Source organism: Winogradskyella sp. MH6 (assembly GCF_022810765.1).
Lineage (GTDB): Bacteria > Bacteroidota > Bacteroidia > Flavobacteriales > Flavobacteriaceae > Winogradskyella.
The window spans coordinates 2563595-2583883 of sequence record NZ_CP094494.1; the positions used below are offsets into that span (position 1 = coordinate 2563595).

24 protein-coding genes and 1 tRNA gene are annotated in these 20289 nt (G+C 32.6%); 6 read left to right on the plus strand and 19 right to left on the minus strand.

Annotated elements, in window-relative coordinates:
- Positions 1 to 3 precede the first annotated feature (3 nt).
- Entirely contained in the window at positions 4 to 645 is a 642-nt protein-coding gene (locus MST30_RS11525) for a hypothetical protein (protein WP_243471562.1), read from the plus strand.
- A 14-nt stretch (positions 646 to 659) separates the two neighbouring features.
- Here the strand turns inward: MST30_RS11525 and MST30_RS11530 are convergent, their stop codons facing one another.
- The 4 genes from MST30_RS11530 to MST30_RS11545 form a co-directional block, all read right to left on the minus strand.
- Positions 660 to 1151, minus strand: a complete 492-nt coding sequence (locus tag MST30_RS11530; protein ID WP_243471563.1) for a YqiA/YcfP family alpha/beta fold hydrolase — start codon at positions 1149 to 1151, stop codon at positions 660 to 662.
- 546 nt (positions 1152 to 1697) lie between these two features.
- Positions 1698 to 2393, minus strand: a complete 696-nt coding sequence (locus tag MST30_RS11535) for a hypothetical protein (protein WP_243471564.1) — start codon at positions 2391 to 2393, stop codon at positions 1698 to 1700.
- A 3-nt stretch (positions 2394 to 2396) separates the two neighbouring features.
- Positions 2397 to 3770: a tyrosine-type recombinase/integrase gene (locus tag MST30_RS11540; protein WP_243471565.1), complete on the minus strand. Its 1374-nt coding sequence runs from the start codon at positions 3768 to 3770 to the stop codon at positions 2397 to 2399.
- A 55-nt stretch (positions 3771 to 3825) separates the two neighbouring features.
- Positions 3826 to 3899 (minus strand) — tRNA-Met (locus MST30_RS11545).
- Positions 3900 to 4028: 129 nt separating this feature from the next.
- Between MST30_RS11545 and MST30_RS11550 the strand changes: the two genes are divergently transcribed.
- Positions 4029 to 4421, plus strand: coding sequence for an START-like domain-containing protein (locus MST30_RS11550; RefSeq protein ID WP_243471566.1), 393 nt, complete (start codon positions 4029 to 4031; stop codon positions 4419 to 4421).
- A gap of 68 nt (positions 4422 to 4489) precedes the next feature.
- On the plus strand, positions 4490 to 5344 hold the full coding sequence (locus tag MST30_RS11555) for an aminotransferase class IV (protein ID WP_243471567.1): 855 nt from the start codon (positions 4490 to 4492) through the stop codon (positions 5342 to 5344).
- Here MST30_RS11555 and MST30_RS11560 read toward each other — a convergent pair.
- From MST30_RS11560 to MST30_RS11580, 5 genes are all read right to left on the minus strand, one after another.
- The gene (locus MST30_RS11560) at positions 5341 to 5895 is read right to left on the minus strand and encodes a YqgE/AlgH family protein (protein ID WP_243471568.1); all 555 of its coding nucleotides are present in this window, start codon (positions 5893 to 5895) and stop codon (positions 5341 to 5343) included. The two genes, MST30_RS11555 and MST30_RS11560, sit on opposite strands and share 4 nt — an antisense overlap.
- Before the next feature lie 130 nt (positions 5896 to 6025).
- On the minus strand, positions 6026 to 6298 hold the full coding sequence (locus tag MST30_RS11565) for an HU family DNA-binding protein (RefSeq protein WP_092443773.1): 273 nt from the start codon (positions 6296 to 6298) through the stop codon (positions 6026 to 6028).
- A gap of 197 nt (positions 6299 to 6495) precedes the next feature.
- On the minus strand, positions 6496 to 7455 hold the full coding sequence (gene fmt, locus MST30_RS11570) for a methionyl-tRNA formyltransferase (RefSeq protein ID WP_243471569.1): 960 nt from the start codon (positions 7453 to 7455) through the stop codon (positions 6496 to 6498).
- Complete coding sequence (locus tag MST30_RS11575) at positions 7452 to 9344, minus strand: RecQ family ATP-dependent DNA helicase (RefSeq protein ID WP_243471570.1); 1893 nt, start codon at positions 9342 to 9344, stop codon at positions 7452 to 7454. The genes fmt and MST30_RS11575 overlap by 4 nt, the downstream gene beginning before the upstream one ends.
- A complete protein-coding gene (locus MST30_RS11580) occupies positions 9344 to 9886 on the minus strand; it encodes an AAA family ATPase (RefSeq protein ID WP_243471571.1) in 543 nt (180 codons plus the stop codon). The genes MST30_RS11575 and MST30_RS11580 overlap by 1 nt, the downstream gene beginning before the upstream one ends.
- Positions 9887 to 9977: 91 nt before the next feature.
- On the opposite strand from MST30_RS11580, the gene MST30_RS11585 reads away from it, so the two are divergent.
- The 3 genes from MST30_RS11585 to murA all read left to right on the plus strand — a co-directional run bounded on the left by MST30_RS11585 (position 9978) and on the right by murA (position 12327).
- Entirely contained in the window at positions 9978 to 10271 is a 294-nt protein-coding gene (locus MST30_RS11585; RefSeq protein WP_243471572.1) for a DUF493 family protein, read from the plus strand.
- A gap of 88 nt (positions 10272 to 10359) precedes the next feature.
- Positions 10360 to 11004, plus strand: a complete 645-nt coding sequence (locus tag MST30_RS11590) for a DUF4290 domain-containing protein (protein ID WP_243471573.1) — start codon at positions 10360 to 10362, stop codon at positions 11002 to 11004.
- Positions 11005 to 11010: 6 nt separating this feature from the next.
- The gene (gene murA / locus MST30_RS11595) at positions 11011 to 12327 is read left to right on the plus strand and encodes a UDP-N-acetylglucosamine 1-carboxyvinyltransferase (RefSeq protein WP_243471574.1); all 1317 of its coding nucleotides are present in this window, start codon (positions 11011 to 11013) and stop codon (positions 12325 to 12327) included.
- Positions 12328 to 12514: 187 nt separating this feature from the next.
- Here murA and MST30_RS11600 read toward each other — a convergent pair whose 3' ends face one another.
- The 10 genes from MST30_RS11600 to MST30_RS11645 all read right to left on the minus strand — a co-directional run bounded on the left by MST30_RS11600 (position 12515) and on the right by MST30_RS11645 (position 20289).
- Entirely contained in the window at positions 12515 to 13819 is a 1305-nt protein-coding gene (locus MST30_RS11600; protein WP_243471575.1) for a cryptochrome/photolyase family protein, read from the minus strand.
- Positions 13820 to 13925: 106 nt separating this feature from the next.
- Positions 13926 to 14387 carry an SRPBCC family protein gene (locus tag MST30_RS11605; protein WP_243471576.1) on the minus strand — a complete coding sequence of 154 codons (462 nt, stop codon included), beginning with the start codon at positions 14385 to 14387 and terminating at the stop codon, positions 13926 to 13928.
- A gap of 2 nt (positions 14388 to 14389) precedes the next feature.
- Positions 14390 to 14854, minus strand: a complete 465-nt coding sequence (locus MST30_RS11610; protein WP_243473881.1) for a TspO/MBR family protein — start codon at positions 14852 to 14854, stop codon at positions 14390 to 14392.
- A 6-nt stretch (positions 14855 to 14860) separates the two neighbouring features.
- A complete protein-coding gene (locus MST30_RS11615; RefSeq protein WP_243471577.1) occupies positions 14861 to 15547 on the minus strand; it encodes an SDR family NAD(P)-dependent oxidoreductase in 687 nt (228 codons plus the stop codon).
- The gene (locus MST30_RS11620) at positions 15547 to 15774 is read right to left on the minus strand and encodes a hypothetical protein (protein WP_243471578.1); all 228 of its coding nucleotides are present in this window, start codon (positions 15772 to 15774) and stop codon (positions 15547 to 15549) included. The genes MST30_RS11615 and MST30_RS11620 overlap by 1 nt, the downstream gene beginning before the upstream one ends.
- Positions 15775 to 15777: 3 nt before the next feature.
- A complete protein-coding gene (gene folE, locus MST30_RS11625) occupies positions 15778 to 16470 on the minus strand; it encodes a GTP cyclohydrolase I FolE (RefSeq protein WP_243471579.1) in 693 nt (230 codons plus the stop codon).
- Positions 16471 to 16525: 55 nt separating this feature from the next.
- Positions 16526 to 16798: a TIGR03643 family protein gene (locus MST30_RS11630; protein WP_243471580.1), complete on the minus strand. Its 273-nt coding sequence runs from the start codon at positions 16796 to 16798 to the stop codon at positions 16526 to 16528.
- Positions 16789 to 17226, minus strand: a complete 438-nt coding sequence (locus MST30_RS11635; RefSeq protein WP_243471581.1) for a hypothetical protein — start codon at positions 17224 to 17226, stop codon at positions 16789 to 16791. Before MST30_RS11635 ends, MST30_RS11630 begins: the two co-directional genes overlap by 10 nt.
- A gap of 97 nt (positions 17227 to 17323) precedes the next feature.
- Positions 17324 to 18814: a cryptochrome/deoxyribodipyrimidine photo-lyase family protein gene (locus MST30_RS11640; protein ID WP_243471582.1), complete on the minus strand. Its 1491-nt coding sequence runs from the start codon at positions 18812 to 18814 to the stop codon at positions 17324 to 17326.
- Complete coding sequence (locus MST30_RS11645; protein ID WP_243471583.1) at positions 18811 to 20289, minus strand: cryptochrome/photolyase family protein; 1479 nt, start codon at positions 20287 to 20289, stop codon at positions 18811 to 18813. The genes MST30_RS11640 and MST30_RS11645 overlap by 4 nt, the downstream gene beginning before the upstream one ends.

A 20289-nucleotide genomic window follows, 5' to 3' on the forward strand; every position in this document is an offset into this window, starting at 1 on the left:
GAAGTGCCAAAGAGAAAACACCTTTCTTTAAAAGAGTTTGAGCAGGTTTTATTACAACCTGGACACCGATGGAAAAACCGAGGGCATATGCTTTCGGTTTTTGTACTTGGAGCTGTATTTGGGGATAGTTTCAATTCTACTAGAAATGCTTTAATCTATGCAATGTATATGTCTAATTGGTTGGTTATTTCACCTGATAGACCCCATAAGTTAATTACGATTCAAGAAATTGCAAATAAATTAGATAAGTATATTCCAGATGTTATCGATAACGAATTAATCTATAAGTTTTTCGGTACTAGCAGAAACACTTTCAAATGTAAATATCAAAAATTTCTAAACTTACCTAAAAACCCTACTATGGGAGATGTGTTAATTGCAATGAATAGATGGACAGATAAAAAATGGAAAATTTTACATCCTATTAAGAAACAAGATTTAGCAAGACTGCCAGGCATGCATCATAAAAAATTAAGTTTTCAAATTAAAGAAACACCAGAACTTAAAGAGTTTTTACGATTGTCAAACTTGTCGTATTCAAAAATAAGAGGATTCCCTCCTTATATTGTTGAGCAATATTTTGAAGAAATTGGTGAGCCAGAACAATATCAAAATTTAGTAGACTTGTTAATAGAGACTCGATAATTTATAGAGGGTTATTATATAAGTCTTTTCATAAATAAATCAACAGCTTCCTTAAAAACTTCTAAAGGAATACGATGTTCTAGAGCAGGTGAAATTTCAATATCAATTGGCTGTTCTGTAGATAGGTGATTACCTATGTAATTTAGTGTGCCTTTTGGGTCTACAGCGGTATCTTTTGCACCTAGTACAATAGAAATGGTATTACCATTATTAGAAGGTGTAATTGGTATTTGTTGTTCAACTGATCTGGCAGCTAGAGCAGGATTAAAAAGTAGTGCTGGTATTTGCATAAGTTTACAAAGATGGAATCCTGTAAAACCTCCCATACTACTACCAATAATTACATCAATATTTTTGTTTTTGTAACTGTCGTATAACCATTTAATAGCATTAGGTATGTTATGATAATCAATAGAAGGAGAGATAATGTTGCCATATTGCTCTAAAATTATCCGTTTTTCGACACTTAATGAGCCATTAAGACCATGGATATATAAAATTGTCATAGATGATTTATTGAGGTCTTAAATATACGATTTTACCCTCCAATAAATCATAATATGGATAAGCTCCTTGGAGATTCGGAACCATATTTTTCAATAAGAGAAAACGACTCCCTAATTTTTCTAGAAGTAAATCGATATCGCCTTTAGTTGTGGTTTTATTTTTTTGAGATGCTAGGAATAGATTAATACATTAGATGAAACAGGATAAGATAGAAATTTTCGTTTTGCCAATGATATTTTAAGATTCCTTGAAATTTGATTTAATTGTTTAACTGTGTGGTGTTATTAATTGTTATTATTAGCTGATTACATCTTATATTATGTTTTAACAACAAAAAATAACGGTTGTTAATTGTTGTTGCAATATTGGTTGCACTAGTAAAAATGGTTGCATTTACTGATAATCAATTGATTTTATTATTAAAATTTGGTTGTTTTTGGTTACAAAGGGGTTGCGTTGTTGTTAGCTTTTGGTTGCAGTGTTAACGATAAATGGTTGCTTATAATTAATAATTTGGTTGTATTATTTTTTAATAATAACAGTTATTAAGAGTTTGGTGCGGTGTTATTATTTGTTGTTAACTCTACATTGAATATGTTTTGAAGTAAGTCTTTATCAACCTCTTCAATACTAGGTGTAGCTCTTTTTGTTTTAGTAGTCTTTTTATTGGCTATTATATCTGATGGTTCAGTCGTAACCAAATTTTCCTTTTTTGAATTAACTTCATTAAAAGATGGTAATGGTCTTTTTAAAATTAAATTTTTACTTGCTACTCTTTTCCACTCACCAAATCGTTTAACAAGATCAGTTTTATGATCTAAGGTGATTTTATGTTGTAATTCTAAATAACTTTGAATTCCTGATAAATAGTTTGATGCCTGATGTTTTGCATTATTTTGTGTAAGCTCTGTAATTCTTAACCAAGTGTCTAAGCTTTGAAAGTACTTATTTAGAAAGTAAAGAAAACTCTCTTTGTCTATGGAGTTACTCATTTTGAGCACTTCAAAAATAATCGCATCTAATATTTCATGTTTATTCAGTAAAATCAGAGCTTCATGAACGTGCTCTAGTGGCTTTATATCTCCTTTAGAATTTCTAACAATTAATGTGTTGGTGATTCCAATAGTATCCAATTCTTTTAAATTCTTACCAGATGCTTCTTCGAAAATATCTCTTGGATAGAAAAATACCGCTGGTTTAGTAACCATTTTAAGAATATCGTCTAATGTGTTTTTTTCCATATCTTACTTTTTCAACAAATCCGAATAATCCTCTGGTAATTCAGCATCAATATCGCGCAGATATTTTTCTAAAGCTGTCATAGTACTATGACCAGTAATAAGCATTAGTCTACTTTTGGCTTCAAAAGGAGATGAGTCCTTAGCCATGGCACGATATAGTCTAGTAATAAATGTATGTCTAAAGCTATACAAACTGTAATTACTGGTAAATCCTAATTCCTTTTTTACAGTCAAAAAGCGCTTACCAAAATTGTTTCTACGATTAATCTCTGTTGCTTTCCATTGACCGCCAATCTGCTTAGGTGTAAATAAAAAATCGTCAGGTTGACATTTGGATAAGTCAGGCAATTCGTTAAACAAGATGTCAGGAATGATTTTTGTTTTCAAGACCTTATTTTTAGCTTTGAATCTCAGGGTCTTATTTTGCATATTAATATCTTTAATCCTTAACCTACAAACTTCTAAAGGTCTTAAAAAGTTGTATGAAATAAATTTAATATAAAGTAAAAGTATAGGGTCTTTATCTTCTAAGTATTTAAAAATACGTTCCTGCTCATCATCCGTGTAGGTTTTGTGACGTTTAGGTTTTGAATTTAGAGGTTTAATACTCGTTACGAAGTTGTGTTGTATGATTTCATTATCCTCTAAAACTTGAAAAATAGTGCTAAAAACGGTTCTGTAATTGTTTCTGTTTCTTGGCGAAGAGCTTAACTGTACTTCATTAAGAAACTCTAGGACATGCTTTTTCTCTAAGTGTTCTATATGGGTTACCTTTTTATGGTGCTTTTTTAACCATTTATGAAGAATGTAAATACGTGACCTATAGTCTTCGTAAGAACTCTGGCTAATGACGTTGATCTTTAATTTCAAGGCATAGTTAAACGCTTCTAATAGTTCTATTGACGTAGGTTTATTAGGTTCTTTTTCATTTAATTTCGCAGTGGGTTTTGATGTAGGTTTGGGTATTTGCTTTTGTGCTTCTTTCTCTGGAACACTATTTTTTTGTGAGACGTTTACTGTTTCGTTATTTGTTTTTTGTGTGGAGTTAGTCTTTTGAAGATGCAGTTGCGTGTTATCTTCAAACGGATTATACCCTTGTTTTAAAAATCTTGTTAGACGTTGTTTATATAGACCTAGTATTCTATAACGATCTGCTTTGGTTTTGAATCTATTGGCATTACCATAGATGTTTTTCATACGCTTCATCTTTCCAGTTTCTGGATTTCGGTATGAGAAATATACATACCAGCGTTGTTTTAAATCTCCATTAGCATCATAGATTTTTGGGGTTGTAAATTTCCTTCTGTGTTCCAAATCGTGTTCTAAATCGTGTTCGTTTATAAACTCTAAGGTAACTAAATCATAAATATTATACATAAAAAAACGGTTTAGAGTGAACTAAACCGTTGATTTTGTGTAATTTAAAAATTTGTAGCGAGGACGAGATTTGAACTCGTGACCTCTGGGTTATGAATCCAACGCTCTAACCAACTGAGCTACCTCGCCATTTTTGCGGTTGCAAATATAAAAACAAAATCTAGTACCACAAACAATACATTCTAAAAAAATATTTTTTCACTAAAGTTTTGAATTGTATCATAATTGCATATATTGAGCAAATAATTAAATGCTTCTATGGACGATAAAGAAAAATATGAAATGGAGTTTGTGATACAAGCATCCCCTTCTTTAATATATCAATATATATCTACACCTTCTGGTCTTTCTGAGTGGTTTGCTGATAATGTAAACTCACGTGGTGAGCTATTTACTTTCATTTGGGATGGCTCTGAAGAACAAGCCAAATTATTGACTAAAAAAAGTGGTGAGCGCGTAAAGTTTCGTTGGTTGAGCGATGAAGAAGATGGTGCAAGCTACTATTTTGAAATAAGAATCCAAGTAGATGAAATTACCAAAGATGTCTCTCTTATGATTACCGATTATGCTGAAGAAGATGAAATCGATGAAGGTAAAATGCTTTGGGATAATCAGATTTCAAGTCTAAAACAAGTTTTAGGCTCAAGGTAACCTGTAACTAACTCAACTATTATATCTTTGTCTCGGTTTAATTTAAAAACTAAATCGGGACTTTTTTTATGGTAAATTTTAATGGAAATCTTATAGACGAAACAGACACTTTCTTTACTTCAGAAAATAGAGGTTATAAGTACGGAGATGCACTTTTTGAAACTCTAAAAGTGGTTAATAGTAAAATCTTTTTTTGGGAAGACCACTATTTTAGGCTTATGGCATCGATGCGTATTATGCGTATGGATATTCCGATGAACTTTACTATGGAATTTTTAGAAGCTGAAATCCTAAAAACAATTGAAGCAAACAATCTGCTAAATACTTCTGCAAGAGTACGATTAAATGTCGATAGAGGTGAAGGAGGTAAATATTTACCAGATGAAACTTCTAAAGTAGCTTTCAATATTATAACTGAAACTTTTGACGAGCCATTTTACACAATTAAAGACGGTCAAACCTATGAAGTTGATTTGTATAAAGACTTTTTTATAGCGCCAGGTTTGCTTTCGGGTTTAAAGAACAACAATAAATCTATTCAGGTAATGGGAAGTATTTATGCCAAAGAGAATGATTTAGAAAATTGTTTGGTTCTCAATACCAACAAATCTGTAATAGAGGCTTTAAACGGAAATTTATTTTTAGTAAAAGGCGATAAAATTAAAACTCCACCACTAGAAGATGGGTGTTTAAAAGGTGTAATGCGTAAGCAAGTTTTAGAGATTTTGTCTAAAGATGTTAACTTATATACCGAAGAAACTTCGATAAGTCCTTTTGAACTTCAAAAAGCAGATGAGTTATTCATTACTAACGTTGTTAAAGGTATAGTGCCAATAACAAAGTATCGTAAAAAGACTTATGGCAACGATTTTGCAAAAAAACTTGTTGATAAATTGAATACAAAAATAAGGTTGGGTGCTTAATTATAGCTTGGATTTTCTGGTGCATTAGACCATATTTTGTATTCACCACCAAGCTCTAGCATTTTTTCGCGCCAAAAAGAATTACACGATTTAGCAATAATCTCATTGTTGTAGATGTTTTCGGATACAAGCCAAGCGTTAGATTCTAGCTCGTTATCTAGTTGTTGCTCTGCCCAACCAGAATAACCTAAAAAGAATCTAATATCATTTTTAGTAATTTTCTTATTATTTATAAGGTCTAATACTACGTTAAAATCACCTCCCCAAAAAATACCATTAGAGATTTCTATACTATCAGGAATTAACTCTGGTGATTTATGAATAAAATATAAGTTATCCTGTTCTACAGGACCACCATTATAAACCGTAAAGTCGGAGTCTGTGCCTTCTATGAGATCTTTTAAGTTATATTCTAGAGGTTTGTTTAGAATGAACCCAACAGAACCCAGAGCATTATGATCTGCCAAAAGAATCACTGCTCGGTTAAAAGAAATATCACCGATTATGGATGGTTCTGCAATTAATAAGTTGCCTTTTTCGGGTTTAATCATCTTAAAAATCCTCTTAATCTCAACTAAATCTAGAATATTTTTGCCACTTAAACAACTTAAAGGCATTAAAATTAGGGCAAAAATAAAGCCTGCTCATTGAGCAGGCTTAATATTTTAAGAAAAAAATGTCTTAGTTTACAGCGTTACTTAAGTCAGAACCTGCCTTAAACTTCACTACATTTTTAGCTTTAATCTTGATAGTTTTACCAGTTTGAGGGTTTCTTCCGTCTCTAGCAGCTCTTCTAGAAACTGACCAAGATCCAAATCCTACTAAAGAAACTCTGTTTCCTTTTTGTAAAGATCCTTCGATATCAATTAATAAAGAATCTAATGCTTTTTTTGCAGCTGCTTTAGTAATTCCAGCATTCTCTGCCATACCATTGATTAAATCTGTTTTGTTCATAAATTTTAAATTTAAATTGTTAAATATTCAGTTTTTAAAAAATTGATTTTTAAAAATCCGTACACAAATTTATCAGTAATATTAAGCCACGCAAGTAATAGCAAGGGAAATCGGCGATTTTGTTAATAAATCATGCTATTTGTTAATAAAGCACTGCATTTTATCGGATTTTTCACTATCTCAATGATAACAAGGCTTTACAGAAGTTTGGCGTTTTTATAAAATTCAAAACCGTTTAAAAGAGATTTCGTGTCCATTTTTCGCTTTCCAGGTAGCTGCATTTCTTTCACTTTTATGTAACCTCCTTGGCATGAAACTTTTAGTTCAGTCTTGTCTGAAAAAATTAATCCAGCGTCATAATTATGCGTTTCATATTCTTTTTCTACGTCATAAAGTTTAATGGATAATAGTTCATCTTCATTGTTATCCAGAAAACACCAAGCTGTTGGAAAAGGATTTAAGCCTCTTATCTTATTATATATGGTATCTAAATCTTCTGTCCAGTCTACTTTACAATTATCACGATTAAGTTTGTAAGCTGTTTTTAGATCGCCTGATTTTGGCTGAATAACAGTAGTTACATCTCCTTTTTCAATAAGTTGTACTGTTTTCACGACAAGCTCACTTCCTATAGCCATTAGCTCATCGTGTAGTTCTCCTACTGTAGTACGTTCATTAATGTCGGTTTCTTCGCTTAGGATTATAGCTCCTGTGTCAATTTTTTCGTCTATAAAAAATGTGGTGACTCCGGTTTTCTTCTCACCATTTATAATTGCCCAATGTATTGGTGCGGCACCTCTGTATTGTGGTAAAAGTGAAGCGTGTAAGTTAAATGTGCCAAAATCAGGCATTTGCCAAACAACTTTAGGCAACATTCTAAAGGCTACAATAATTTGTAGGTTGGCATTGAGAGCCTTTAACTCTTCAATAAAAGATTCAGCTTTGAGGTTTGTAGGTTGAAGAATATTCAGGTTATGTTTTAATGCAAATTCTTTTACTGCAGATGCCTTTAATTTCTGACCACGACCCGCCTTACGATCTGGAGCAGTTATTACTCCAACAACATTATAATTATTATCTAATAATGCTTTTAAGGTTGCAACAGCAAAATCTGGTGTGCCCATAAAAACAATTCGTAAATCGCGTTTTTGTGTCATAGTATTTTGTAGGTGTTTGAGTCTGTAATTTTAATTTTTTTAGTTTCAATAAGTAGTTTAAGAGATTCTATTAATTCGCTCTCAGTACAATTAATTGCGAATAATAATTGACGCGAAGATAAATCTTCCTGTTCTAAGACCTTTAGTATTTGTTCTCTAAGGCTTGAAGAATTGTTTTTAGTTTTTGTTTTACTTTGTACGCAAACGGAACATATACCACAATTATCCTTAGATTTTTCACCAAAGTATTTTAACAACTGTATGTTTTTACAAGTCCTATCATTGTTTACGTAATTGATGACTGCTTCAACCTGTTGATGTTTCAATTGATGTTGTTGCTGTATGGTTTTAATTATAGGATTTATAGTGATTTCATCTTCTCTTGGCTTTAAAAAAGTGATTTCAGAATCTGTATTTGCCATTTCAAGGCTTATAATTTCATCTTTTTCTAATAGTTGTAATTGTTGAATCACCTTTTTTTCAGGTAAGTCAGTTTTATCAATAACCAAGTTGAGATTCACTTTGGTGTCGTAATCAAAGATACCTCCATAAGTTCTTAGCAGTACTTTAACTAGTGTGTTTAATTCTAAATGACGCTCTAAATACTGAAATAATGTATTGTTAGTAATTAAAAATTGAATTTTAGTTCTAAAGTTAAAATGCTGCGTTAGGGCTATAATTGAGTTACGATCTAAAGCTGTAAGCGTATTATATGTAATACTAGGATTGAGTTTGTAGGTAGCACAAAATTTTTTAAAATCGAATTGATAGGTACTGTTTTCACCTTCTCCGTAAGCAATTTGAAAATAATTGCATAGCTTTTTGTATATGTTTTTTACATAGTCCGAAGATGGTAAAGTACTTAAAAATTGATTTTTTAAATGCTCCTCATCAATGTTCTGTTTTAATATTATGGCATTTGCTGATTTTCCGTCTCTTCCTGCTCTTCCTGCTTCTTGATAATAACTTTCTAAACTTTCGGGTAAATTAAAATGTATAACGTTTTTTACGTTAGGCTTATCAATTCCCATACCAAAAGCTGTAGTTGCTACCATGATAAGCTTCTGCTCACTAAGCCATAGTTGAAGTCGTTCGTTTTTTTCTTTATTAGTAATGCCACCATGATAAAAGGTTGTTGAAAAGCCTTGTGCTTCCAAATAATTGCTAATATCTTTTGTGGCTCTTCGGTTTCTAACATAGATGATAGAGCTTCCTTGATTTTTATTTAAAGTATGTTTTATTTGAAATAATTTATCTTCAGTTTGAACTACCTGATAAGCAATATTACTTCTCGTAAAAGAGGCTTTAAAGATTTTTGGAGCAACAAAATCTAAATTGGTAACAATATCGTCTATAATACTGTATTTGGCCGATGCGGTTAACGCTATACAGTTCACTTGTGGGTGAAGTTGCCTTAAAATTGAAATATTCTTATAAGCTGGTCTAAAATCGTTTCCCCATTGACTAATACAATGTGCTTCGTCAACCGCTATCAAATTTACTTGCATAAGTTGCAAACGCTCTTGAACTAAAGGTTGCTGTAACCGTTCGGGAGAAAGATATAAGAACTTATAATTGCCATAGATACAGTTGTCTAGCTGAGTGTCTAAATCTTTGTAAGACATGCCAGAAGTTAATGCAATGGCTTTAATGCCTTTTTGTTTTAGCGTATTAACCTGATCTTTCATTAAGGCAATAAGTGGAGAAACCACAATGCAAATGCCTTCTTTCATCAGTGCAGGAACTTGAAAACAAATTGATTTTCCTCCACCAGTTGGTAGCAAAGCAAAGGTGTCTTCATTTGCTAATACAGAATTGATAATGTCTTCCTGTAATGGTCTAAACGAAGTATAATTCCAGTGTCGCTCTAAAACTTCAATAGGATGCATTACTGCAAATTTAAGACCTCTAAAATAAAATCGGTCCTTTTTTCTATAGTTTCAAAAGGCACATCGATTAATTGATAGCCAAATTTCATATAAGTTTTTAAAAGATGATGATGTATTTCTATAGCTTGTTCAAAATTTTCATAGCGCTCGCTATCACTAGTAAAAATTTCTTGCCAAGGCGCTAACACAAAAACATAATCATAACTGTTGTTTTGTGAGGCATCACTAAAATATTGCGGATATTTGTCACCTATGTAATCCATATAAGCCAAAATGTCTGGTATTCCTCTGTCTAAAAAAACAGCGCTTATGGTTTCTTTAGAAGCATCATTATATTGCTTTAATCGTCCTTCTAAAAGCTTTTCGCTAAAAAGAAGAGGCTCAGTTAAAAATAACTGTTCTATACCATCTTTTCTGGCTTGTAGCGTAACTTCTCTTGATATTTCATCGTAACATAAGAAACCTCGACTTTTTAAACTATTAATGATAGAAGACTTTCCGGTACCAGGACCACCTGTAATAACAATTTTCTTAGGACTCAAATTGGCAGTATTTTTGCAGTAAAAATCGTGATAAAATATTAAAACCAAAAATGTAAAGTAAGATGTATCTTTGCATTAATAAAAAATGATAATGGACGAGAATAAAAAATCGGAAGAGTTTTACAAAAAGCTAAAATCTCAATTACAGGATACTGCGCTTTGGCCAACAGAATATTTATATAAGTTTATAGTGCCTTCTGAGCCTTCAAAAATAGAAGAAATAAAAGCATTGTTCAACCATTTAGGAGCTGTAATAAATACAAGGCCATCAAAAAATGGTAAATATACAAGTGTTTCTGTAAATGTTAGAATGAAAAATCCTGATGAAGTAATAGCTAAGTACAAGGAAGTAGGCGAAAAGGTAGAGGGTGTAATTTCCCTTTAAAATTTCTTCTAGGCTTACTATTTTTTTGTACTTTGCGACAAAACCTAGAAACTTCGGGTTTATATAATTTACTACACATTTTTATATTTTGATTGACAATTTAGAATACAATACAGAGCGCGAACATTTAATAATACCAGAGTATGGTCGTCATTTGCAAAAAATGATTAATTATGCTAAAACTCGCGAGACTAAAGAAGAACGAAATAAATTAGCAAAAGCTATAATTTCTGTGATGGGAAATCTGCAACCTCATTTAAGAGATGTGCCAGATTTTCAGCATAAATTATGGGATCAGTTGTTTATTATGTCTGATTTTGAATTGGATGCAGATTCTCCTTATCCAAAACCATCTCGTGAAGAGCTAAGCGCAGGTCCAGATCCTCTAAAATACCCTCAGAGTCATCCAAAATATCGTTTTTATGGAAACAATATAAAAACAATGATTGATGTTGCTTGTACTTGGGAAGAAGGAGACATGAAAGAAGCATTGATTTACACTATAGCAAATCACATGAAAAAATGCTACCTCAATTGGAACAAGGATAGTGTGGAAGACAATGTTATTTTTGATCATTTGTTTGAATTGTCTAATGGTAAAATCAACCTAAAGAATAGCGAAGAAGATCTTAGTGATTCTTCTAGCTTAATGCGTGCTAAATCTAAGTATGGCAATAAGAGCAACTCTAAAAAGTCCAAAAAGAAATATTCTAATAACAGAAAACGTTACTAATAACGAATGGGTACATTTAAAATCGAAGGCGGACACCAACTGAAAGGATCTATTAAACCTCAAGGTGCTAAGAACGAGGCCTTGCAAATTCTTTGTGCAGTATTATTAACTCCAGAGACTGTTACTATTAATAATATTCCTGATATTATTGATGTTAACAAGCTTATTGCTTTATTAAAAAAGCTAGGTGTTAAAATTGAAAAGCTAGGAAAAGGATCATACAGTTTTAAAGCCGATGAAGTAAATTTAAAGTACTTAGAGTCAGCAGAGTTTAAGGAAGATGGAAAGGGCTTACGTGGCTCTATTATGATTGTTGGTCCATTATTAGGTCGTTTTGGTAAAGGATATATCCCGAAACCTGGAGGTGATAAAATTGGTCGTCGACGTTTAGATACGCACTTTGAAGGCTTTATAAATCTTGGTGCGAAATTTAGATACAACAGAGAAGACTATTTCTATGGAGTAGAAGCAGACGAGCTTAAAGGTACTTACATGCTTTTAGACGAAGCTTCTGTTACAGGTACAGCAAACATTGTTATGGCTGCCGTTTTAGCTAAAGGTAGAACAACAATTTATAATGCGGCTTGTGAACCTTATTTACAACAGTTGTGTAAAATGCTAAATAGAATGGGTGCTAAAATTTCTGGTATTGGTTCTAATATGCTCATTATTGATGGTGTTGAAAGCTTAGGAGGAACTGAACACAAGATGTTACCAGATATGATTGAAATTGGTAGCTGGATTGGTTTAGCAGCAATGACAAAAAGTGAGCTGACCATTAAAGATGTTAGCTGGGACGATTTAGGACAAATTCCTTCTGTCTTCAGAAAATTGGGAATTACGGTAGAGCAACAAGGAGATGATATTCACATTCCTGAACATAAAGATGGCTACCAAATTCAGAATTATATTGATGGTTCTATTCTAACCATTGCAGATGCACCATGGCCTGGTTTTACGCCAGATTTATTAAGTATTGTTTTGGTCATTGCAACACAAGCTAGAGGTGAAGTTTTAATACATCAAAAGATGTTTGAAAGTCGTTTGTTTTTCGTAGATAAGTTGATAGACATGGGAGCTAAGATTATTCTTTGCGATCCTCATAGAGCAACCGTTATTGGTCATGATTTTAAATCTAATTTAAAAGCAACAACCATGACATCGCCAGATATTAGAGCTGGTATTTCGTTGTTAATTGCTGCATTATCTGCAAAAGGAACATCCACAATTCATAATATAGAGCAGATTGATCGTGGTTATGAGGATATAGACGAACGTCTTAGAGCTATTGGAGCAAAGATTGAACGTGTGCCTGGTAATTGATATATATACGATAATAAAAAGAAAAGCTTCAAATTTATGTTTGAAGCTTTTTTATTATAACAAAACCCTGAATTTTAATTCAGGGTTTTAAAATTGTTTATTGAAATGGTTATTTCAGATAAGACAAAAACTGTCTTGTTGTTTATAACGTTCAGATTTTGAGTTTATTGTGTGAAGCGATAAAAAATTAATTAAGAGCAGCTTTATAAGTTTTTAAACAACGTTCTCTAGCTTCTTTATGGTCTACCATAGGTTTAGGATAGGTGAGTTCTTGATATTCTGGAACCCACTTTTTTATGTAATGATGTTCTTTGTCAAATTTCTGAATTTGAGTCGTTGGGTTAAAAATTCTGAAATAAGGTGCAGCATCTACACCAGAGCCAGCAACCCATTGCCAATTACCAACATTGCTTGCCATTTCGTAATCGTGTAGTTTTTCTGCAAAATAGGCTTCTCCCCAACGCCAATCTATAAGTAAGTGTTTGCACAAAAAGCTACCAACCAACATTCTTACTCTATTGTGCATAAAACCTGTTTCGTTTAATTCTCGCATTCCTGCATCAACTAAAGGATAACCGGTTTTTCCTTCACACCACGTTTTGAATTCCTTTTCGTTATTCCTCCATTCAATTCTGTCATATTTAGCTTTGAAAGCCTTATCTACCGTATGTGGAAAATGCCATAGGATTTGCATAAAGAACTCACGCCAAATCAGTTCTTGCCAAAAGACTTCATTTTTTTCGGCTATTGCTTTTTTTACCATTTTACGAACACTTACTGTTCCAAAACGAAGGTGAGGTCCTAAACGAGATGTACCGTCTTTAGCTGGGAAATTTCGAGTGTCTTCGTAGTCTTGAATCAGCGTTGGTGTAACATCATAATCCGCTATCTCTTGTTTTGACTTTGTAAAACCGATATCAGATAAACTTAGATTAGGTAGGCGTGTATGCTCTATTAAATTGTTTAGATAATTGTTGGTATAAAAAATTTCTAAATCAATAGTTTTGAATGTCTCTTTCCAAGTTTTCATATAAGGAGTGTAAACGACATAAGGATCACCATCATTCTTCACTACTTCGTCCTTTTCAAAAATCACTTGATCTTTGAAGGTTTTAAATACTATATTTTGTGTTTTTAAAAAGGATTGAATTTCTTCATCACGTTCCTTGGCATAAGGTTCGTAATCATGATTGGTGTAAACAGTATTAATCTTAAAATCTTCGATGATTTGTTTGTAGATTTCAATTGGTTTGCCGTGATATATGGCAATGCAGCTACTATGTTCATCTTGCAAGGTTTGTCTCATGTTTTGCAAGGTTTCGTGTATAAAAGTTACACGAGCGTCATCCTTAGGTAATTTGTCTAATATTTCAGAATCGAAAATAAAAATTGGTAAAACAGGATGTTCGCCTTTTAAGGCTTCATAAAATCCTACATTATCATCTAGCCTCAGGTCTCTACGAAACCAAAATATGTTTATTTTTTCGCTCATGCTTATGTTGATAGTGTCATAGCGAGGCGCGAGGAACGAGCAACGTGGCTATCTGTTTAATCAAAGGATTGCTTCAGTCATACTTCCTTCGCAATGACGGTTCTAATTAATACTTTCCAAACAACTCTTCAAGCTTTGTTGTTCTGTAATTAAAAATTTCTTCAAGTTTTGGCTTTACCAAAATAGGATGCACCAATTGACCCAAAATACCCATAGGAACTTTATAATCTATAATATCTTCCATTTCTATACCACCTTCAATGGGTTTTATAAAATGCTTATGATGCCAAAGTGCGTAAGGTCCAAAACGTTGTTCATCTACAAAATATTCTTTGTCCTTAACGTGTGTGATTTCTGTAACCCATTTTGTTTTAATTCCCAATACAGGTGTAACAATATATTGAATAATTTGCCCAGGAAACATAGGTCTATCGGCACCAGAAAGTATATGAAAGCCCATATAATCTGGAGTAATGGTTTTTAAATTTCTTGGGTCGGATAAAAAATCCCATGCTTCATCTACAGAAATTGGTAAATTCTGCTTTTTATGTAAGGTGTAAATTTTCATGTTTAGTTGTTTAAAACGATGTAAGCATTTAGTGATGTGGCAATACACAACCAAATGATATAGGGTAGAAGTAGGTATTTGGCATATTTCAATCGATCACTTCTAAATGTGATGAATAAATAAAGAATGACTAAGGTCAGTAAGATAATCACTCCAAGCCCGACAGTGGTTAAATGTTGGTTGAAAAACACATAGTTCCATCCAACATTCAAAATGACCTGAAATACGTATATCATCCATAAATATTTTGAAGCTCTCAACATAAACAGCTCTGCTAAATACCAAGAGAAACATACCATAATTGTGCTCCAAGCCACACCAAATAACCAACCAGGTGGAGTCCAATGAGCTTTATTTAAACTTAAATACCAATCAGAAGTTGGTCCATTATCCATCAGCCAGCTTCCTAAAGCTAAACCACCAAAGTTAATGACTAAAAATAGTATGAGAAATTGGATTTTATTCATCAAACACTAAAGTTTAAAACTTACAATTCCACAATCCATCTCAAAAGTCTGTCCTGATAATGATGCAGCTTTATCAGACAATAAAAAAGCAGCCATATCAGCAACTTCTTCAGGTTGAAGGAATTTTTTAAGAGGATGACGTTCGTTCATTTTTTCAATCATACTATCATTCCTCAAAAGTTTTGATGCTAACTGTGTATCAGTCACTGTTGGTGCAATAGCATTAACTCTAATAGTTGGTGATAATTCTGCTCCTAAAGACTTTGTTAAACCTTCAATAGCAGATTTTGAAGCAGCAACACTTGAGTGAAATGGCATTCCTAATTTTGCAGCAACAGTACTGAAAAGTACAATAGAAGGTTTATTCCCTTTCTTTAATGCTGGTAAATATTTTTGAATCGCTTTTACAGCACCTATAACATTGATATTAAAGTCGTCCTGAAAATCTTCTATACTCAAACGATTTATAGGTTTAAGATTGATGCTTCCAGGGCAATAGACCAACCCATCTGTACTTTCAATATCTGGTAAATCATCTGTGAGAATATCGCAAGAATAATGCTTTACATTACCACTAGAAATTTCGGGTTCAGTTCTACTGATATTAATAATGTTATCATAAGAAGAAAGCAAAGACGAAATTATGGCTTTACCAATGCCTTTGCTTCCGCCTATGACAATTATAGTTTTCATTATGCAGCAGTTAAAGGCTTACCTTTTAAACGTTTTTCTATTTTTTGTTTTATAACTGTTAGGCGCTTCATAAGATCCATAAGTTTTTGATCTTTTTTCTTTTTGTAAATCTCGTTTACAGCAAGGATTATGTCTTTAGCTTCTCTCGCAGCTAAAATTCTGTCGCTAGTTGTCTTGAATGAAAACTTTCTGTTTTCGAATTCTTTGGCTTGATCTATTATATCCATGACTTAATTATTTATGTAATTCTGAATTTCATTTATTTTTTCTGGTGTATTAAAAATGCCACCATAGTAGGTCGTAACTGTAGTAGAAGTATCATCTTGAACTCCTCTTGAAGATACACAAAGGTGTTTGGCATCAATAATCACTGCAATATCCTCAGTATCTAAAATCGTTTTTAGCTCGTTGGCTATTTGCTGAGTTAAACGTTCTTGTACCTGAGGTCTTTTGGCGTAATATTGAACGATTCTATTAAGTTTTGAAAGTCCAATAACTTTACCTGAAGATTTATAAGCAATGTGCGCTTTTCCTATGATAGGCACAAAGTGATGTTCACAATTGGAATAAAACGTGATATTCTTTTCCACCAACATTTGGTTGTATTGATATTTATTATCGAATAATGCAACCTTGGGTTTATTTTGAGGGTCTAAACCCGAAAATATTTCTTCAACATACATTTTGGCAACACGGTCTGGTGTACCACTAAGTGAATCGTCTGTAAGATCTAAACCTAAAACATCCATAATTTCAGAAAATAAAATAGAAATTCTGTTTTTCTTTTCTTCATTAGACATGTCGAAAGCGTTTGCTTTCATTGGTGTTTCTAAGCTTGTAAAGAGGTGGTCGTCACCAATAGCTTCTGTACTAAAACCGTTGAGGTTATGACCATTTTTTTTGGAAATTGCTTTTGTATTCATAGCATCTTTTTAATGTGCTGTCTTTAAGTACTCCAAGCTTAAATCAAAGCACGTGTTAACGTTTTGAAATAGAGTTGTGTGTTATTGTTTTTTGACGAGAGCATTTAAATCTGCCCTTGTCGAACGTTCTTTTCTTTATATGTTTAGTAGCTCTTCCTTGTACACGTTTTCGCCATAATCTGAAGCTACTAGGTTTTAATTCCTTACGCATTAAGGTGATAACCTCTTGTTCTTTTAAATCGAATTGAAATTTTATAGCTTCAAAAGGTGTTCGGTCTTCCCAAGCCATTTCAATAACTCGATCTATATGTGTTTGGGTTAAATCCATAAAGACTGAGGTATCTTGTAAAGCATATCATGCTTTGTTTTTTGGTCGACTAACTTGTCGAAAAATTTCTTATTTTCTTTAAAAGTTTTGTTAGCTCTAAAGTGCACAAATTTTCCTTGTGCATGTATGCTAGAACCATTGATTTTATAAATAACCAAATGGTAATAAGGTATAATCCAAGTAAATTTTTTTAAGCCTTTTGTAATATGAATCAAAATGCCTTTTGGTCGCAATTCAATATTACCGTAATTTATGTCCGATACTGTATTTAAAACTTGTTGTAAATTAGGGCTAACTTCGTCAATAATCATGCGCTTAGAGCCTACACCTCTTAGTTTCAATTTCTGTACCAAACTATATGGTTTACCAACTAAATCAGAAATGATTTGTTTGTGTTCAGAATTATGATGTGTAGTATCTATTAGCATATTCAAATATACTAAATGTTTAACTTTTATTTTAAAAAGTTAAACAAAATTAACAGAGAATTATGATGGTAATATTTTTATAGTAAAGCAAAACAGCTTAGTTGTTTCTCAAAAGACTATTTCTGTCTTGTAAAGTGTGTCGTTTTAAAATGCGAAAACTTTCTTTTACAACCTCTGGATTTTTTTTCATATTCCAAAGTATATCGCTAGCACGCTTTCTGTTTTCTTTAATGTCTACGATGGGTTCTGGATAGTCTTGGCCAAGTTTAAATTCGTACAAGCCTTGCTCTAATTCGGTCATTAAATAAGGTTCGTGAATAAATGGAATATCTAAGTGAGCAAGTTCTGGCACCCATTTTTTTATAAATTCAGCATCAGGATCGTGTTTAAGCCCATTTAAGGTTGGATTGTAAATTCTTAAGTTATTTATTCCGGTTTCACCAGCTTGCATTTGCAATTGCGGAAAATGAATACCAGGTTCAAAATCTAAAAATTGTTGCGATAAATGTTCAGAAGCATTTTGCCAAGGTTGCCATAAAATGTGAGTAAAGAATGAAACTAGCATTGCCCGCATTCTAAAGTTTACATAACCTGTTTCTATTAAACAACGCATACTTGCATCTACAAGAGGAAAACCTGTTTGACCTTCTCGCCAAGCTTGTTGGTATTTTAGAGAGATGCTCTTTTTTAATTTGTGATACCCTTTGTTAACGCTTTCGTTTTCCATGGTATGTTCCATTTCAAACTTTTGAATAAAATGTGCTTGCCAACGTAAGCGCGATAAAAAGCCACCAATATGTCTTTTATCTTTACTTTGTTCCTTGACTTTTTGTGCTTTTTTGAAAATCTGCCTTATAGATATATTACCCCAAGCAATATAAGGTGAAAGTCTACTACAACTTGTGCGTGATGCTTCAGGTTTTGATATGTTGAACATATAGTCTTTATGACGATTTTCAAAAAATGAATAAGCATATTTCCAAGCAGTAGTACTTCCTCCTTTTTGAAATAACGAATCTTTAGGTGTGTCTAAATCAGCTAGAGTTAGAACATTTTCTAATTTTGATATGGTGTTTATATCTAGTAGTTGATTTTGTGTAGGTTGAAATACGTCGAGAGGTTGACTCATATAGTCCTCCCACTTTTCTAACCAGTTATCTCTGTTTATGAGTCCACGTTCTACGCCATTGTTTTTACTTTCATTCCATTGAATAAAATTGTTTCTGCAGTAACGTGTAAATTCTTTATCTCTGTTGTATGTCACCAAAATGCCAGTTTCTACATGAGAGTAAATGGCGTCAATTTTATAGAATTCTTGAATTATATTAAATACAGTTTGAACATCACTTGTTACCGCAAGAACTTTAGAGTCAAAAGGTTTTAATTGCTCATTGAGATCTCTAATGGATTCTTTAATAAAATTAAAATGACGCTCGCTGTAATGGTTATCGTTGAGTAAAATATGTTCAAACACATAGAGCAGTAGAGTAGGTTTATCAGTATTAAGTGCATTACTAATAGCTTCATTATCCTGAAGCCTTAAGTCTCGTTTTAACCAGACGACGTTGATATGTGGTTTAGGTGTCACTTTAGAGTCTTGAGGAATTTTTCAGCGTTATTAAAATGGTTTTCTAAAGTCTCTTTTTTCATGCGATCGAGATTACCTAAGAGCATACCTAATCTAGGATTGCTCTCAAAAAAACCTCTATGTTTATCCATAAATGTCCAGAATAATCCATCCCAAACCTCTTGCCAATCACCTTTGGAATAATTACTCATTTTCATAATGTAGTTGCTACTACTTATATAAGGTTTGGTAGACATTAAACCACCATCGGCAAACAGACTCATGCCATATACGTTAGGTACCATAACCCAATCATAAGCATCGATGAATAACTCCATAAACCATTGATAAACATCATCTGGATCAAATTCGCAAAGCACCATGAAATTTCCTAGAATCATCAAGCGTTCTATATGATGAGCATAAGCGGTTTTGTTAACTTTCTTAATAACATCATCCACAGGTTTTATGCCAGTGGAACCATCATAAAATGATTTTGGTATTTTTCGTTTGAAATTCCAAAAGTTCTTGGTACGCTCTTCTGTACCTTTTACTTCGTAAACACCTCTGATAAATTCTCTCCAACCTAAAATTTGTCGTACGAACCCTTCTGTTGAATTTATTGGCACATCATTAGATTTGGCATAATCAATAGCATTATCAATCACCTCGGAAGGGTTTAGCAAGCCAATATTAATTAATGGTGATAACAAACTATGATTTAAAAAATGTTCTTCTTTTACAATGGCATCTTCATAAACTCCAAATTCATGAAAGCGATAGTCGAAAAATTGTTGTAACCATTGCTCTGCAGATTCAAAATCGATTGGGTAAGCTAAGAAGTCATTCAGTTCTCCGTAATGACTACCAAAGTGTTCTTCTACATAATTTTCAGCTTCTTTGTGATATTTTGATTTATCAGGAAATTGAATATTTGGAGGTGTTTTATCCTTTGGATATTTCTTTCTGTTTTCGGAATCGTAAGTCCATTTTCCTCCTTCAGGTTCTTTTGAAACCATTAAAACATCTCGTTTTTTTCGTTGTTCTTTATAAAATGAAGTTTGAAAAAATTTCTTTTTTGAAGGTTTGAAAAACGAGCTGAGATCTTTTTTTGTATTTATAAACAGTGGACTTTCGTACCATTCAATTGTAATGTCTTTTGACGCTGATTTAATATGTTTTTCTAGCCAATTGTCAGTCGGATCTATAATATGAAGTGTTTCCGTACCTTCATCAATTAGTTTTGGAATCAATTCACGAACATCACATAAATCTGAAGTTGCTTCAATATAACTTACGGTCTTGCCTTTCGATTTTAAATAATCTTCATAAGCCTTCATAGAAGCTCGGTGAAACACTATTTTCTGTTTATGGAATTTATACTGTTTGAAAAATAGATACTCTTCAATAAGATAGATTTCTGCATTAATATTTAGAATTTGAGAATTCTGAAATAATTGATGTGGGAAGAGTAATATGTGTTCTTTATTTTTCAT